The sequence below is a fragment of the Rhodoferax sp. SPJ21 genome, from assembly GCF_058216335.1.
Genome location: NZ_JBYZMO010000001.1, coordinates 1,608,290 through 1,622,789, shown reverse-complemented (window position 1 = coordinate 1,622,789; position 14,500 = coordinate 1,608,290). Strand labels below are relative to the sequence as shown.

Here is a 14,500-nt window from a genome sequence, read left to right as displayed (position 1 = left end):
GATGCCTACAAGCAACGGACTTGGGTGCGGCACCTGGCTGCAGTTTTTACGAAATTTATGCCTGCAGCGCATGTTTGGTCTGCGATGGATGCTATGGGAAAAGTAGCAACTTGCCGTCGCTCGCGTGAGTAGAGTTCCGCTGCACCCACTCTGGTTCGGTGAGGCCCTGAAGCTCTGACCTGCAGAAATCGATGCATGTCCTCTGGAGTCAAGATTTATGGCCGACCCAGGCCAATGGAAAAACGCGTTGCTCCCTAGACTGAGCACGCCTACCAGAACAACGAGACAAGCGACACAGACGTACCAGCGGCACCATCCCTGGCGCAACGCGATCTGCGCCCTTGCGTCTCGTTCGTGACAACTTAAAAAAGGAGACAACATGACCGAGATACAAGTGTTCCCTTCGCAGGAGCCGTCCGCCTCCCGCCGCCAGGCCCTCAAAGGCATGGGTGCCGCCGCCGTGGTCGCCGGCTTGCCCGGTCTGGCACTGGCCCAGACCAAAACCATCCGCATCGGCTACATCAGCCCGCTGACCGGGCCGCAGGCCCCGTTCGGCGAGACGGACAAATACATGGTGGCCAAGATGCAGGCCCTGCTGAAGGATGGGCTCACCATCAATGGCACCAAATATGCGGTCGAGATACTGGTGCGCGACAACCAGTCCAACCCCAACAAGGCGGCCGAGCTGGCCGGTAACCTGATCCTGAATGAGAAGGTGCATCTGATGCTGCCCGCCAGCACCACCGATGCCATCAACCCCGTGTCCGACCAGTGCGAGCTCAACGGCGTGCCCTGCCTGTCCAGCCAGGCACCTTGGCAGAGCTTTGTGTTTCCGCGCGGGGGCTCGGCCGAGAAGCCCTTTAAATGGACCTACCACTTCTTCTGGGGTCTGGAGGACGTGCTGGCCAGCTTCACCGGCATGTGGAACTCGGTGCAAACCAACCGCAAGGTGGGCCTGCTGTTTCCGCGCAATATCGACGGCGAAGCCTGGGGCAACAAGGAGTGGGGCTTGCCACCGGCGGTCACCAAGGCCGGTTTTCAAACCGTCATCCCCAGCTCCTTCCAGCCGCTGACGAATGATTTTTCAGCCCAAATTTCGGAATACAAGCGGGCCGGGGTGGACATCATTGGTGGCATCAGCTACCCCGCCGACCTGAAGACCTTCATCACCCAATGCCGCCAGCAGCAGTTCAAGCCCAAGGTTGTCACCGTGGCCGCCGCGCTGCTGTTTCCCTCGGGGGTCGAGTCCATGGGCCAGCTGGGCGAGGGCATGAGCACCGAGGTGTGGTGGACACCCGCCTTTCCGTTCAAGTCTTCGCTGACCGGTGAAACCGGCGCCAAGATGGCCGAGGACTGGGAGGCCGCTACCAAAAAGCAGTGGACCCAACCGCTGGGCTATGCCCATGCCCTGTGGGAAGTGGCGCTGGACGTGCTCAAACGCAGCAAGGACCCGCTGAGCCGCGATTCCATCCGCCAGGCCATTACCGAGACCAATCTCACCACCATGGCGGGGCCGGTCAACTTCAAGGGCGGCCCCACACCCAATATCTCCAAGACACCGGTGCTGGGCGGCCAATGGGTTAAAGGCAAGGCGCACAAGTACGACCTGCGCATCGTAGACAACAGCACCAGCAAGCTTGTCGGCACCGAAGGCAAGCTGCAGTTGATCTGATGTTCATGACCACCCCATCGCCGACCTGGAGTGTGTGTCCATGAGTGCTGTGCCCATCTTGAGCGCCCAGGGCTTGAGCAAGTCCTTTGGCGCCGTGCGTGTGATCCATGAGATCAGCTTTGAGGTGTGGCCCGGCGAGGTGCTGGGCGTGCTGGGCCCCAACGGCGCGGGCAAGACCACGCTGTTCAACCTGATCAGCGGCGATGTGGCGGTGGACGGCGGCAACTTGCGCTTCCAGGGCGAGGCGCTAAAGGGTGGCGAGCCGCCGTTCAAGCGCTGCCGCCGAGGTATTGGCCGCACCTACCAGGTGCCACGCCCCTACAGCGGCATGACCACTTTTGAAAACCTGCTGGTGGCCGCGATGTTTGGCGGCATGCAGTCCGAGCGGGTGGCCAACGACCGCTGCGCTGCGATTTTGGACGACTGTGGCCTGGGCGACAAAGCCAACCAGCTGGCCGGTTCACTCACCTTGCTGGACCGCAAGCGGCTGGAGCTGGCGCGCGCGTTGGCCAGTGGCCCCAAATTACTGCTGCTCGACGAAATCGCGGGCGGCCTGACGGACGAGGAGTCGCATGCCCTGGTGCAACTGGTGCGGCGCATCCGTGAGCGCCAGGTCACCGTGGTCTGGATCGAGCATGTGCTTCACGCGCTGATGGCCGTGGCCGATCGCCTGCTGGTGCTGAACTTTGGCGAAAAAATTGCCGAGGGCAGCCCCCAGGCGGTGATGGCCAACCCCGAAGTGCAACGCGTCTATATGGGAATTGATTCATGAGTGCCCCCGTATCCTCCCCCTTGCTCTCTACCCACGGGCTGTGTGCCCGTTACGGCGATTTCCAGGCCCTGTTCGGCATCGATTTTGAGATCGCCTCCGGCGAGGTGGTCGCTCTGATCGGCGCCAACGGCGCGGGCAAGTCCACCCTGTTGCGCAGCCTGGTCGGACTGTTGCCCGTGGCACAGGCCATGGTGCGTTTTGACGGCCAGGCGGTCGGCGGCAGTGCCCCGCACCAGATGCTTCAACGCGGCTTGGCCCTGGTGCCCGAAGGCCGCCGCCTGTTTACCGGCATGACGGTGGCGGATAACCTGCAGGTGGCCATCGACCATGCACGGGCGATGGATGCCCACGGCACCGCCAGGCCTTGGACGCTGGACCGCCTGTTCGACCTGTTTCCCATCCTGCTGCAAAAGCGCCGCACGCCGGTGGAACTGCTGTCCGGCGGGCAGCAGCAAATGGTGGCGATTGGCCGTGCGTTACTGGGTCAGCCGCGTCTGCTGTTGTGCGACGAACTGTCGCTGGGCCTGGCACCGCTGGTGATTCGCGAAATCTATGCGGCACTGCCCAGCATCGCTGCGGCGGGCACGGCCATCGTGCTGGTCGAGCAGGACGTGGCGCTGGCTTGCCGGGCATCGCACCGCCTGTACTGCATGCTGGAAGGCCGCATCACCTTGACGGGCCGGTCCGCCGACATGGCCCGCGACGACATCGCCCGTGCCTACTTTGGAGCCAGCCATGCAGTGGCTTGATGCATTGGTACAAGGCCTGCTGCTGGGCGGCATGTATGCGCAGTACGCCATTGGCATGGCGCTGATGTTTGGCGTGATGCGCATCGTCAATACCGCCCATGGCGACATGATGATTTTGCTGGCGCTGGTGGGTGTCAGTCTGGCCGGGGCCCTGGCCATCGGCCCGTATGTGGTGGTGGCCATGCTGGTGCCCATCGCCATGGTGCTGGGCTGGCTGCTGCAAAAGACGGTGCTCAACCGGGTGCTGGGGAACGATCCGCTGCCGTCGTTGATCGCCACCTTTGGCCTGTCGATTGCGCTGCAAAACCTGATGCTGCAAATCTGGTCGGCCGACACCCGTTCTTTGCCCGGCGACGGGCTGGAGTTTGCCAGTCTGGCGCTGGGCGATTTCTTCGTTGGGGTGCTGCCGCTGCAAATCTTTGCCGCCTCGCTATTGATGACGACGGGCCTGGACCTGACGCTGCGCTACACCGCCTTTGGCCGTGCGCTGCGTGCTGCCGCAGCCGACCCCGAGGCTGCGGCCATTACTGGCATCAACCCCCAGCGGGTGTATGCCGCTGCCACGGCGCTGGCCGTTGGCATGCTGGGGGTTGCGGCGGTGTGCCAGTCGCTGCGTGCCACGGTGTCGCCTTCGGACGGCCCGGCGCAGCTGATCTATGCCTTTGAGGCGGTGATCATCGGGGGCATGGGGTCAGTCTGGGGGGCTTTCCTGGGGGCGATGGTGTTGGGGGTGTCGCAGGCGATTGGTTTTCGGCTGGACGCGGGCTGGGGCATTCTCAGTGGGCACCTGGTATTTCTGGCCGTGCTGGCCGTACGCCCGCAAGGGCTGATGTCGCGGAGAGCCTGAACACCATGAGTGCAGTGATGAAACCCCTGGCCGCAATGGCCTCCACCCTGCCGCCGCCAATGGCGATGGTGCAACGCCACACCCGGTCCAGCCGTATCGCCATGGCTCTGTGCGTGCTGGCTGTTGCCACGATGCTAAGCATGCCCTGGTGGGCCGACTCCGGGCTGATCCGCGCGGTGGTCGAGCTCAGCTGCTACATCGTGGTGGCGCAGATGTGGAACCTGCTGGCGGGCTACGCCGGCCTGGTGTCGGTCGGCCAGCAGGCATTTATTGGCGTGGCGGGCTATGCCATGTTTGTGCTGGCCAACAAGTTCGGCGTGGACCCATTTCTGGCATCGGCCCTGTGCCTGCTGGTGCCCGCCCTGCTGGCCGTCCCTGCCTATGCGCTGCTGCACCGGCTGGATGGCCCGTATTTCGCCATCGGAACCTGGGTAGTGTCCGAGGTCTGCCGCCTGTTCGCCTCCAGTCTGGATTACGTGGGCAGTGGCTCGGGCATGACGCTCAGCGCCATGGGCAAGTACAGCCTGGAGCAGCGTGAGTTCGGCACGCTCTGGCTGTGCGCAGCCATGCTGCTGCTTGCCGTGGGTGGTAGCTATGGCCTGCTGCGCTCGCGCTACGGTCTGGCGCTGACGGCCATGCGCGACAACCCGGTATCCGCCGCCAGCCAGGGCGTGGATGTCAAGCGCCTGCGCTTTCTGATCTACCTGGCCGCCGCCGTGGGCACCGGCATGGTGGGCGCGGTGTATTACCTGAGCGCGTTGCGCATCTCGCCCTCGGCCGGGTTTGACCCCAACTGGTCGTCTATCTGCATTTTCATCGTCATGGTGGGCGGTATCGGCTCGATTGAGGGGCCGCTGGTCGGTGCCTTGCTGTACTTCGCCGCCGACCGCCTGTTTGGCCGCTTTGGTGCTACCTACATGGTGGTGCTGGGTCTGATGACGCTGTGCATGGCGCTGTTCGCCCGGGGTGGGCTGTGGGGCCTGTGGTGCAAGCGGGTGGATGCCCCCTGGTTCCCGCTGCGCCGCCGTCTGTTGCGCCGATCCGATGCCGCCAAAAACTGAATTTTTACAACCAGCCTCAAGGAGACAAGCATGAGCACCAGCGTACTGACCCCACCCGACCGCGCCCTGATCCAGCTGCCGCCCGAGCCGCACGCGGCCGTCATCGCCGAGTACGGACTCCACGGCGACCACATCGGCCCATCGGAAGCCGAGTCACCCTGGGTGCCTTTCGGCGACAGCGCGGCGATCCGCCATTTGTCCTTCGACGTGCGTACCGGTGCTGTGGCCAATATCCTGTGGGTCAAGGGTGGCGGTCGCATCGGCACCCACCGCCACCGGGGGGCGGTATCCGCCATCACGTTAGAGGGCACCTGGGGCTACTACGAGTACGACTGGGTGGCCCGCCCTGGCAGCTTTGTGTACGAAACACCGGGCACGGCCCACACCCTGTACTCCGACGACCCGAAGGGCATGAAGGCCATGTTCTGGATCAACGGCGCCATCGAGTTCTTTGACGACGCAGGCCAGCTCACCGACACCTTTGACGTGTTCTGGTTCATCAACCACTACGTCAGCCATTGCCGCGCCCACGGGCTGCCGATCAACAAGGCCTTGTTCCTGTAAGCGGGGGGCGGCAGAAGTGACCATGAGCCCCACGATGCAACTCTTTTCGGTGCGCGGCCTGGCCTGCACCGTCACCGGTGCCGCCAGCGGCATCGGCCTGGCCTACGCCGAGGTGATGGCCGAGCACGGCGCGCGCGTCACGCTAATGGACCTCAACGCCCCGCGACTGCAAGAGGCCGAACAGCGCCTGCGGTCGCAGGGCTACGAGGTGCGCAGTGAGTGCGTGGACGTGACCGACCGCGAGGCCCTGTACGCCGCCTTCGACCGCAGCGCCGCTGCCTACGGCGGGCTGGATGTGCTGTTTGCCAACGCCGGCATCGACGCTGGCCCCGGCTTTTTGACCCCTGACAACGCCCGCAACCCCGAAGGCGCGCTGGAGGCCCTGGACGAGCGCCACTGGGATGCCGTGATTGCCACCAACCTCACCTCGGTGTTCACCAGCCTACGTGCCGCCGTGCGCCACATGAAGCCGCGCGGCAAGGGCAGCATTGTGGTGACCACGTCCAACGTTGCCATCATCAACGAGGCCATCGTCGGCACGCCCTACATGCCCGCCAAGGCCGGTGCGGCCTCGCTGGTGCGGCAGGCGGCAATGGAGCTGGCGCGCTACGGCATCCGTGTGAACGCGATTGCGCCCGGCCCCTTCGCCACCAATATCGCCGGGGGCCGGCTGCGCAACCCGGCCGACCGCGAGGCCTTCCAGGTGCGCGTGCCCATGCACCGGGTGGCCGATACCGACGAGATCAAGCCCCTGGCGCTGTTTCTGGCGTCGAACGCGTCCTCGTTTGTCACGGGTTCCCAGCTGGTGATCGACGGCGGGCAGATGCTCGGCCGGGTGGACTGAAAGGGCTCCATGATGCAAGCTGCCATTTTTGCTGCCCTGCGCCAGCCGCTGCAAATCACGCAGCTTGACGACCCCGAACCCGACCGCTACCAGGTGCTGCTCAAGGTGTGCCGCTGCGGCATCTGCGGCAGCGATCTGCACATGACCGAAGACCCGGTGTTCGGCGCCCAGCGCGGCGATGTGCTGGGCCATGAATACTCGGGCGAGGTGCTGGAAGTCGGGGCCGATGTCACGCACCTCAAAGTGGGCGACCAGGTCAGCGTGGCCCCGCTGCGCGGCTGTGGCGACTGCGACAGTTGCCGCCGTGGCGACCCTGCCTGGTGCGCCCAGATGCAGCTGATAGGCGGGGGCTACGCCCAGTACGCTGCGGTGGCGGCGCGCCAGTGCCGCAAGCTGCCCTGGGGCATTTCTGCGGCCGACGGTGCCCTGGCCGAACCGCTGGCCGTGGCCTTGCACGGCGTGGTGCAGGCAGGCCTGAAACCGGGTGACCGGGTGCTGGTGGTCGGTGCCGGCGCCATTGGCCTGGCCGTGGCATTCTGGGCGCGGCGCATGGGGGCTACTGCCGTGGCGATGAGCGATGTCCACCAGTACCAGGCCGAGCGTGCCCGGGCGCTGGGTGCCAGTGCGTTCCTAACGGCCGACGAGGATTTGGCGGCGCAGGCGCGCAACCACCTGGGCGGCGAGCCGGACCTGGTGTTTGAGTGCGTGGGCAAGCCCGGCTTGATTGACCATTGCATTGGGCTGGTGCGCCCGCGCGGCACGGTGGTGGTGCTGGGCCTGTGCACTGCGCGCGACCACTTTGACGCGTTCCGCGCCATCTCCAAAGAGGTGCGGATCGTGATGTCGGTGTTCTTCAATATGCGCGAGTTCCACACGGCGATTGACGCGCTGGACGGTGGGCGTTACGCGCCCCAGGCACTGATTTCGGAGACCATTGCCCTGGTGGATTTACCGACTGCATTCGAGGCGCTGCGCCAGCGCACCACCCAATGCAAAGTGCTGGTGGACCCGTTCGCTGCGGCGGGTTGACGCCGGAGCGGATCAGTGCAGGGATTGGCGCTGCAGCTGCGTGGGTGTAATGGCAAAGCGTTGCTTGAACGCCCGGGAAAAGTGCGACGGGCTGGCAAAGCCGCAGTGGTAGGCCGTTTCAGCCACGGTGGTGCCGCGCCGTTGCGGATCCAGCAGCTGCTCCCGGGCCCGGTCCAAGCGGCGCGCCAGTACATAGTCGGCCACCGCGCTGTCCTGCGCAGCGAACAGACGCCGCAAATGCCGCTCAGAGATGCCTGCTGCGTGGGCGATCTGGTCGGCATGCAGACCTTCGTCGCCCAGGTGCTCTTCGATGTAGGCCTTGGCGGCCAGCAGATGGGTGGCGCTGAGGGCCGAGGTCACGGTGTGGCCTTCGCCTTGGTGGATTAGCACGCCCAGCAGATCGCAGACCTGGCTGTCCAAGGATTCGCTGTTCTGGAGGGGCTGCGCCGGGCCTTCGATCAGATTCAGCAACAGGCTGCTCAGCGTGTGGCTGTACAGCCGGTGGGTATGGGTGGCGGCGGCGATGTGCAGGGGGTGGTTCAGGTGGGTACGGACCAGCTGGGTGTGGAACAGGTCCGCCGGAATATCCACATGCAGCTGGCTGAAGTTTTCCGCCCCGCCCAGTAAAAACGGGTAACGCGCGTCGTAGACCAGCACATCGCCTTTGTGGACCTTCACGCAGTGGCCGCGCTGGTAGATGAAGGTCTCGCCCTCGCGCACCACGTTGATGAAAATCGACTCCCGGGGCGTGGCGCGGATCATGTCCGGCGTGCGCTCGATCACATGCGCATTGGCGCTGGTGATGGCTAGACGCAGATTGCCCTGGTCCAGGCTGGTCTGCTTGGCCAACAGCCCGTGGTCTGAGTAAGACGAACAGCGTATGCCGACCAGATTGGTCCGGCACTCTTCTTCCCAGTAGCGCACGCGCAGCTCGGGGCGGACCTGGGTGGTGTCAATGGAGGTACGTCCTCTGCCGGGTGTCGTCATGTCGTGGGTGTCAGTGGTGCGGGTGGCTTCAGACTTTCACGACAGTGTATTTTTAGATCAAATTTTCTAGGCTAGCGCTTACCCTTGTGGGGCGGGGGGGCAACAAGCGGGTGATCTGCGCCCCTCTGCACCGTAGGCGTAAACCACGGTTGGCGCGTTACGCAGAGGTGTTTCCTTCTACCTCTTACGGAACGTCGCTATGCGCAAACTTGTTGGTATGTTGTTGTCTTTGGGCTGTGTGGTGGCATCCACGTCGCATGCGGAGGTGTATCGCTGCCAGGCGGCCACGGGGAAAGTTGAGTTCTCTGATGTGCCGTGCCCCACCGGTGCGGCGTCCACCACCTTGACCGTGCGGCCCAATGTCCTGAATTCGGCGGAGGGGCGAGAGCAAGCGCTGCGGGCCGACAACCAGCGCCTTGCCCAGCAGCTGGAGGCCGAACAACGCAAGAACCAAGCTGCCAGCCAGAGCGGCAAAACCCAGCCGGACCTGCAAGCCGCCCAGCAGAACAGCCTGGAGTGCCGGCGCGCCAAGCGCGATTACGAGGTCAGCGCCTCGTCTATCCAGCCGAACAAGGGCCAGGTAAGCGCATTGGCCTCGGCCATGTATGGCGCTTGCGGCCTGCGTGAGCCCGACCGCACTATCAACAAGACCGTGGTGAATGTGAATGCACAGGGCCGCCAGAGCACGCCTGCCCCTGCGGGAGATGAAAACTGATGCTTCAGGCGTTGGCGGCTCTGCCTACAGCCTTGCAATAGCCGCCCGCAAATCGTCCACACTCAGCACCTCCGACAGCACCTGCGGCGCGCTGCCGGGCTTGTACAGCACATACACCGGCACCCCGTTGCGGCCCAGCTGGCCCAGGGCGGCGGTGATGGCCGGGTCGCGGCGGGTCCAGTCGGCGCGCAGCAGTTGCACGTTTTTGGCGTCCAGGTCGGCCAGCACGGCGGGGTGGGCCAGGGTGGTGCGCTCGTTGTACTGGCAAGTGATGCACCAGGCGGCGCTGAAGTCCACCATCACCGGCTGGCCGGCGGCCAGGGTTTGCTCGACCCGGCCCGGTTCCCAGGCTTGCCAGCGGCCGTCGGAAGCGGCTTGGACTGGGGGCGCCAGTTGGGTGATGTTGTGGCCTATGGCGAAGGCCAATACTGCGGTGGCAGCTATCGAAACCATAGTGGATGTGGTGTTTTTCTGGCGCAGCGTCCACAGCACCACGGTCGCCCCGGCCAGCAGCGCCAGCAGGCTTGCGGCCCCTGCCATGCCGCTTTGCTGGGCCAGCACCCAGACCAGCCAGGCGACCGTGGCCAGCATGGGAATTGCCAGCAGCCGGCGCAGGGTTTGCATCCAGGCGCCGGGGCGCGGTAGCAGCCGTGCGACGGCCGGGCTCAGGCTGGCAGCCAGATAGGGCAGGGCCATGCCCAGGCCCATGATGGCGAACACCGGCAGCGCCTGCACGGTGGGCAGGCCCACGGCAAAGCCCAGCGAAGCCCCCATGAAGGGCGCGGTGCAGGGCGAGGCCACGGCCACGGCCAGCACGCCGGACAAAAAAGCGTTCAGTGCCGGATTGCGCGCCTGCAGCGTCACCACGCGGCTAGGCAGGAACTGGCCAAATTCGAACAGCCCGGCCAGGTTCAGCCCGACCACGGTGAACAGCACGGCCAGCCCCGCCACCACGGCGGGCGACTGCAGCTGAAAGCCCCAGCCCAGCTGCTCGCCGCCCGCGCGCAGGGCCAGCATCAGGCCGCCCAGTGCCAGAAAAGACAGCACCACGCCAGCGCTGTAGGCCATGCCGTCCACGCGGTGGCCCCGGCGGTCACCGGCGTGCTGCGCAAAGCCCATGACCTTGATCGCCAGCACCGGGAACACGCAGGGCATCAGGTTCAATATCAAGCCGCCCAGCAGCGCACCCAACAGGGCCGCGCCCCATGTCAGGCTGGGAGCGGAGGGGATTTGCGATGCGGCGCTGTTCGCCTGCAGTGCGGCGGTCAGTGCGGGCGACACGGTGGGTACGGCGGCCACGGCCGGCCAGCGGCCGCTCACATTGGCCAGGGTGCGAAAGCCCCGGCGTGGCTCGCCTTCGGCCATCGCTAGGACCAGCGGCATCTCATCCGGGCTTTGGCTGCGCTGGGCCGACAGGGGCACGTCGGCAGTCCACACGTCGCCTTCCCAGTTCTGGGTGGGCTCGGCGGCGGTTTCGGTGATTTCCGGGGTTTCGGGGAATAGTTGCAGTGTCTTGCCGCGTATTTCTGGCGGCAGGTCGGTCACGCTGACGCGCAGGTTGTTGCCTTTCACCACCACATTGCTGCGCCCTACCAGCGGTTCGGGCTGTGCCGCTTGTGCGGCGTTAAAGGCGGCGGCGTTCAGGCCGGTGGAGCTTTTCACCGGTATCTTCAGCACAAAGTCGCCTTCTTGCGGAATGCATTCCTTGCGGCAGACCAACCAGGCGGCGTGCAGCTTGACCTCCAGGTCGCTGGCCAGCAGCGTGGGTTTGAAGGCCGGCGTGATGGTCAGCGGCACCGGCAGCAGCACCGTGCCCTCGTAGCCGTAGTTGGCCAGCGTGCCCACCGGAATTTTGTGCGGCAGTGGCCAGGCGATGTCGCCAGCTGTGACGCCGGGCGGCAGGGTCCAGCTCAGCGTGGTGGGCAGGCCAGAGTCGCCGGCGTTCTTCCAGTAGGTATGCCACTCGGGCTGGTGGCTGATCTGCAGGCCCACCCAGACCGGTTGGCCGGGCACGGCACCCTGGGGGGCGTGGGCCACCAGCTCGGCGCGCACCTGCTCGGTAGTTACTGTGGATTTTTGGGCGTTGGCGCAGAGTGGTATTGCGCTAGCAGCTATTAAAACGAGAGCGGTGAGAAAGCGATGCAGCATGGTGGGGCCAGAGTATGCCGGGTCGGAGCCCGCGCAGCCGGGCAAAGTTCCGGGGGCTAGCCTGCCCCGAATACGGGCGGCAGCTTCTTTGGCGCCTTGATGCGCAGCTGTTTGTGGATGCTTTCCTGGCCAAACACCACTTCGATGTCGGCTACCGCCACGCCAAACAGCGGCGCCAGAAAGCGCACCATGTGGTCGGTGGCCTTGCCATTTTTCGGCGTGGCCGTCACGCTGACCTTGAGCTGTGTGCCCATGGGCTTGGCGATGGCGTCGCAGCAGGCTGAGGGCTTGCCCAGGATGTTGACGATCAGCACGTCACCATCCCAGGCGAAGAAGCTGTCGCCGGTGGCGTTGCGTGGAGCGGCCATTCGGTTCAGTTCGGGTTTTTGAGCCGCAACAGGCCCAGGCCCAGCAGGCCGAAGGCACCGCCGGTGGTCCGGTTGAACAGCTGGGCCCGGCGCGGCGTGGAGAACCAGCCCTGCAGCCGCCCGGCCAGCAGCGCATACACACAGTGCGAGAACAGGGCGCAGCCTGCGAACACGCTGGTCAGCTGCAGAAACTGCGGCAGCATGGGCGCGTCCAGATGCAAAAACTGTGGGAACAGCGCGGTGAAGAACAAGATGCTCTTGGGGTTGGTCATCGACACCAGCAAGCCCTGGCGTACCAGCGCCCAGCGGGACTTGGGGGCTGCCGTCTGGGTCTGGGCCGCCTTGCTGAACACCGAGCCGGGGTTCGTCCATTGGCGGTAGCCCAGGTACATCAGGTACAGCGCGCCAGCCGTCTTCAGCCCGGCAAACAGCCAGGCCGAGGTGTGCAGCAAGGTGCCCAGGCCAGCCATGGCAATACCCGAAACGGCAAAAATCCCCACCGCACTGCCGATGGAGCTGCCCAGCAGCGTCTTGCGCGGGCCCCAGGCAATGGTGTTGGACACCGCCAGCAGCACGGCCGGGCCGGGGGTGAAGCAGGTGACCAGGGAAATGGTGACGAAGAGCAGCCAGGAGGCAGAGGTCATGGTGGGGCGGATGGCGTGTGCAACAAGGGTAGTGAATCTACCTGAAGTTACCGGATGAGGCCGACCGTTGGCGCTGGGGCGACCCGCCAGCGGGGCTTTTGCAAAGTGCGGGTAAATTGAGGGTTAACCCTAGTAAAGACCCTTGTGAGCCCCTGCCGACAGGCCTATAACCGAGTCCGGTTGCAGCTTTATGGCGCCCGTAGCAACCAGCATCTGGCAGACGTACAGCGCCGCAGACACAACACAGGGTGCGACTTTGAAAGGTTCCCATGTCCGACGGCTCTCTCCCCACATTCCGCTTCCCCGCAGGCACGCATATCGTCCAGGTCCAGCCGCCGCAGCACGGCCCGGTGACACTGGATTCACCCGCTATGGAGGTTTTTACCGACCTGGCGCAGATCCGCGCCGCCACGGTGCAGCCGCAAACATCGCTGGACCAGGCCGAGCTGAAAATGATCTACCAGGGCGTGCGCCTGCTGTTTGTGGTGTCCGACATGCCCTCGGTGGACGGCATCCTGACCTCGGCCGATATTGCCGGTGACAAACCCATGCGCCTGGTGCACCAACGCCAGGTCAAGCACGAAGACCTGACCGCCGCCGACGTCATGACGCCGCTGGCCGAGATCGACGCCATCACCTTCGCTGCGCTGCAGCGCTCCACCGTGGAGCAGGTCGTGGCCACACTGGTACGGCGCGGCCGGCCACACCTGCTGGTGATCGACTCCGACACCGCCGACCGCAGCCCGCGCATCCGTGGCCTGGTGTCCCAAACCCAGGTCGAGCGCCAGCTGGGCCATACCTTGCCGGTGACGGCCATGGCGCAGACTTTTGCCGAGCTGGAGCAGGTACTGGCGGGGCATTAGGCGCGTAGACGGGCGGTTTGGCTCCGTAGCCGCCTGTGCTTGATAGCGCTTGTGGCCGTCACTGCCGCAGGAATGCCAGCAGCGCATCGTTGAACGCTTGCGCGTGCGATACGTTGAAGCCGTGCGGCGCACCGCTAACTTTCACCAACTGGCTGTGGCGCACCGCCTGGTGGGTGCGCAGGCCCGAGCCTTCGATGGGCACGATCGCATCTGCCTCGCCGTGGACCACCAACGTGGGCACGGTTATCCGATTCAGGTCTTCGCGGAAGTCCGTGGTGCCGAAGGCGTCCATGCACGCCAAGGCCGCATACTGCGCCGACTGTTGGCACAGGGCGATAGCGTCGCTGCGCTGCAACTCTGTGACCTGCAGCACGCCATGGGCCGAGAAGAAGTCCTGGGTGAAATGCTCAAAGAAGGCATGGCGGTCTTGCTCCAGCGCATGCCTGCTTTGTTGTGCCTTGTCGGGCATGAGTGGTCCGTCGGGGTTGTCGGCCGTCTTTAGCAAGTAGGGCGGCACGGCGGCGGCGAATACCACGCTGTGCAGGCGCGACTCGCCATGCCGCGTGATGTAGCGGGCCACCTCACCCCCGCCCATCGAGAAGCCCACCAGCGTGACGTCCTGCAGGCCGCATTGGTCCATGACTTGCTGCAGATCGTCGGCCAGCGTGTCGTAGCTGTAGTCTGATTCCGGCTTGTCGGACCGGCCGAAGCCCCTGCGGTCATAGGCCACCACTCGGTACCCTGCCGCGCTGAGCACCGCTACCTGGGGCTCCCAGGCCTGGGCCGACAGTGGCCAGCCGTGTATCAGTACCAGCGGCCGCCCATTCCCGCCGCTGTCTTCGATGTGCAGGCGCACCCGGTCTGCGGGCGCTGTGTCGGCCGGGCTTGCGCCGTCCCCGGTAGTCGTGTCTACCGTGGCGCTGGCCGCAGCGCCGCCCAGTGCGCCGGCAAAGGCGCCGAGTGAGGCGCCCACTACCACCCCTACCGGGCCGGCCACCCCGATACCAATAGCGGCGCCCGTGGCCATGCCGGCCACCGCGCCCCCGCCGACCAGCGTGGACTTGATTTCGCGCGCCGATTCCTCCGGGTCCAGCGCGGTTTGCGCTGCGGGGTCCGGGTCTTGCGAAGGAATGCCGTGGCCCGGTCGCGCCTGCTCGGCAAGGTCTTCGTCAATAGCGACGGTCTTCGACGTGGGGCTGAACGATGGAAGCATGTGGCTCTCCTGCAAGGGGGGGGA

General features: G+C 65.3%; 15 protein-coding genes. 10 read left to right on the top strand and 5 right to left on the bottom strand.

Annotated features, from left to right (window positions below):
• Positions 1 to 379: 379 nt before the first annotated feature.
• From AC4BBN_RS07460 to AC4BBN_RS07425, 8 genes are read left to right on the top strand one after another with little or no spacing between them, the layout of a single operon-like run.
• Positions 380 to 1,672, top strand: a complete 1,293-nt coding sequence (locus AC4BBN_RS07460; RefSeq protein ID WP_490591307.1) for an ABC transporter substrate-binding protein — start codon at positions 380 to 382, stop codon at positions 1,670 to 1,672.
• Positions 1,673 to 1,712: 40 nt separating this feature from the next.
• The gene (locus AC4BBN_RS07455) at positions 1,713 to 2,444 is read left to right on the top strand and encodes an ABC transporter ATP-binding protein (protein ID WP_490591306.1); all 732 of its coding nucleotides are present in this window, start codon (positions 1,713 to 1,715) and stop codon (positions 2,442 to 2,444) included.
• Positions 2,441 to 3,193, top strand: a complete 753-nt coding sequence (locus AC4BBN_RS07450) for an ABC transporter ATP-binding protein (RefSeq protein WP_490591305.1) — start codon at positions 2,441 to 2,443, stop codon at positions 3,191 to 3,193. Before AC4BBN_RS07455 ends, AC4BBN_RS07450 begins: the two co-directional genes overlap by 4 nt.
• A complete protein-coding gene (locus tag AC4BBN_RS07445; RefSeq protein WP_490591304.1) occupies positions 3,180 to 4,040 on the top strand; it encodes a branched-chain amino acid ABC transporter permease in 861 nt (286 codons plus the stop codon). The genes AC4BBN_RS07450 and AC4BBN_RS07445 overlap by 14 nt, the downstream gene beginning before the upstream one ends.
• 5 nt (positions 4,041 to 4,045) lie before the next feature.
• Entirely contained in the window at positions 4,046 to 5,101 is a 1,056-nt protein-coding gene (locus AC4BBN_RS07440) for a branched-chain amino acid ABC transporter permease (RefSeq protein ID WP_490591303.1), read from the top strand.
• A 30-nt stretch (positions 5,102 to 5,131) separates the two neighbouring features.
• Positions 5,132 to 5,665 (top strand): 2,4'-dihydroxyacetophenone dioxygenase family protein, encoded by a 534-nt coding sequence (locus AC4BBN_RS07435; protein ID WP_490591302.1) that lies wholly within the window; start codon positions 5,132 to 5,134, stop codon positions 5,663 to 5,665.
• Positions 5,666 to 5,699: 34 nt separating this feature from the next.
• Positions 5,700 to 6,509, top strand: a complete 810-nt coding sequence (locus AC4BBN_RS07430) for an SDR family NAD(P)-dependent oxidoreductase (RefSeq protein ID WP_490591301.1) — start codon at positions 5,700 to 5,702, stop codon at positions 6,507 to 6,509.
• A gap of 9 nt (positions 6,510 to 6,518) precedes the next feature.
• Positions 6,519 to 7,538 carry a zinc-dependent alcohol dehydrogenase gene (locus tag AC4BBN_RS07425; protein ID WP_490591300.1) on the top strand — a complete coding sequence of 340 codons (1,020 nt, stop codon included), beginning with the start codon at positions 6,519 to 6,521 and terminating at the stop codon, positions 7,536 to 7,538.
• 12 nt (positions 7,539 to 7,550) lie between these two features.
• On the opposite strand, the gene AC4BBN_RS07420 is transcribed toward AC4BBN_RS07425, so the two are convergent.
• On the bottom strand, positions 7,551 to 8,525 hold the full coding sequence (locus AC4BBN_RS07420; RefSeq protein ID WP_490591299.1) for a helix-turn-helix domain-containing protein: 975 nt from the start codon (positions 8,523 to 8,525) through the stop codon (positions 7,551 to 7,553).
• Between the two features lie 199 nt (positions 8,526 to 8,724).
• Between AC4BBN_RS07420 and AC4BBN_RS07415 the strand changes: the two genes are divergently transcribed.
• Positions 8,725 to 9,240, top strand: a complete 516-nt coding sequence (locus AC4BBN_RS07415; RefSeq protein ID WP_490591298.1) for a DUF4124 domain-containing protein — start codon at positions 8,725 to 8,727, stop codon at positions 9,238 to 9,240.
• Positions 9,241 to 9,264: 24 nt separating this feature from the next.
• Here AC4BBN_RS07415 and AC4BBN_RS07410 read toward each other — a convergent pair whose 3' ends face one another.
• The 3 genes from AC4BBN_RS07410 to AC4BBN_RS07400 are packed head-to-tail and all read right to left on the bottom strand — an operon-like array spanning position 9,265 to position 12,400.
• The gene (locus AC4BBN_RS07410) at positions 9,265 to 11,388 is read right to left on the bottom strand and encodes a protein-disulfide reductase DsbD family protein (RefSeq protein ID WP_490591297.1); all 2,124 of its coding nucleotides are present in this window, start codon (positions 11,386 to 11,388) and stop codon (positions 9,265 to 9,267) included.
• A 56-nt stretch (positions 11,389 to 11,444) separates the two neighbouring features.
• A complete protein-coding gene (locus AC4BBN_RS07405) occupies positions 11,445 to 11,756 on the bottom strand; it encodes a DUF167 domain-containing protein (RefSeq protein ID WP_490591296.1) in 312 nt (103 codons plus the stop codon).
• Positions 11,757 to 11,761: 5 nt separating this feature from the next.
• A complete protein-coding gene (locus tag AC4BBN_RS07400; RefSeq protein WP_490591295.1) occupies positions 11,762 to 12,400 on the bottom strand; it encodes a LysE family translocator in 639 nt (212 codons plus the stop codon).
• 269 nt (positions 12,401 to 12,669) lie between these two features.
• Here AC4BBN_RS07400 and AC4BBN_RS07395 point away from each other — a divergent pair, with 269 nt between their 5' ends.
• On the top strand, positions 12,670 to 13,263 hold the full coding sequence (locus AC4BBN_RS07395) for a CBS domain-containing protein (protein WP_490591294.1): 594 nt from the start codon (positions 12,670 to 12,672) through the stop codon (positions 13,261 to 13,263).
• Between the two features lie 58 nt (positions 13,264 to 13,321).
• Here the strand turns inward: AC4BBN_RS07395 and AC4BBN_RS07390 are convergent, their stop codons facing one another.
• Positions 13,322 to 14,476: an alpha/beta fold hydrolase gene (locus tag AC4BBN_RS07390; RefSeq protein WP_490591293.1), complete on the bottom strand. Its 1,155-nt coding sequence runs from the start codon at positions 14,474 to 14,476 to the stop codon at positions 13,322 to 13,324.
• Between the last annotated feature and the right edge of the window lie 24 nt (positions 14,477 to 14,500).

Excerpts from the sequence above, each read along its gene's own strand:
- AC4BBN_RS07460 (WP_490591307.1), top strand. The coding sequence starts at position 380 with ATGACCGAGATACAAGTGTTCCCTTCGCAGGAGCCGTCCGCCTCCCGC.
- AC4BBN_RS07455 (WP_490591306.1), top strand. The coding sequence starts at position 1,713 with ATGAGTGCTGTGCCCATCTTGAGCGCCCAGGGCTTGAGCAAGTCCTTT.
- AC4BBN_RS07450 (WP_490591305.1), top strand. The coding sequence starts at position 2,441 with ATGAGTGCCCCCGTATCCTCCCCCTTGCTCTCTACCCACGGGCTGTGT.
- AC4BBN_RS07445 (WP_490591304.1), top strand. The coding sequence starts at position 3,180 with ATGCAGTGGCTTGATGCATTGGTACAAGGCCTGCTGCTGGGCGGCATG.
- AC4BBN_RS07440 (WP_490591303.1), top strand. The coding sequence starts at position 4,046 with ATGAGTGCAGTGATGAAACCCCTGGCCGCAATGGCCTCCACCCTGCCG.
- AC4BBN_RS07435 (WP_490591302.1), top strand. The coding sequence starts at position 5,132 with ATGAGCACCAGCGTACTGACCCCACCCGACCGCGCCCTGATCCAGCTG.
- AC4BBN_RS07430 (WP_490591301.1), top strand. The coding sequence starts at position 5,700 with ATGCAACTCTTTTCGGTGCGCGGCCTGGCCTGCACCGTCACCGGTGCC.
- AC4BBN_RS07425 (WP_490591300.1), top strand. The coding sequence starts at position 6,519 with ATGATGCAAGCTGCCATTTTTGCTGCCCTGCGCCAGCCGCTGCAAATC.
- AC4BBN_RS07420 (WP_490591299.1), bottom strand. The coding sequence starts at position 8,525 with ATGACGACACCCGGCAGAGGACGTACCTCCATTGACACCACCCAGGTC.
- AC4BBN_RS07415 (WP_490591298.1), top strand. The coding sequence starts at position 8,725 with ATGCGCAAACTTGTTGGTATGTTGTTGTCTTTGGGCTGTGTGGTGGCA.
- AC4BBN_RS07410 (WP_490591297.1), bottom strand. The coding sequence starts at position 11,388 with ATGCTGCATCGCTTTCTCACCGCTCTCGTTTTAATAGCTGCTAGCGCA.
- AC4BBN_RS07405 (WP_490591296.1), bottom strand. The coding sequence starts at position 11,756 with ATGGCCGCTCCACGCAACGCCACCGGCGACAGCTTCTTCGCCTGGGAT.
- AC4BBN_RS07400 (WP_490591295.1), bottom strand. The coding sequence starts at position 12,400 with ATGACCTCTGCCTCCTGGCTGCTCTTCGTCACCATTTCCCTGGTCACC.
- AC4BBN_RS07395 (WP_490591294.1), top strand. The coding sequence starts at position 12,670 with ATGTCCGACGGCTCTCTCCCCACATTCCGCTTCCCCGCAGGCACGCAT.
- AC4BBN_RS07390 (WP_490591293.1), bottom strand. The coding sequence starts at position 14,476 with ATGCTTCCATCGTTCAGCCCCACGTCGAAGACCGTCGCTATTGACGAA.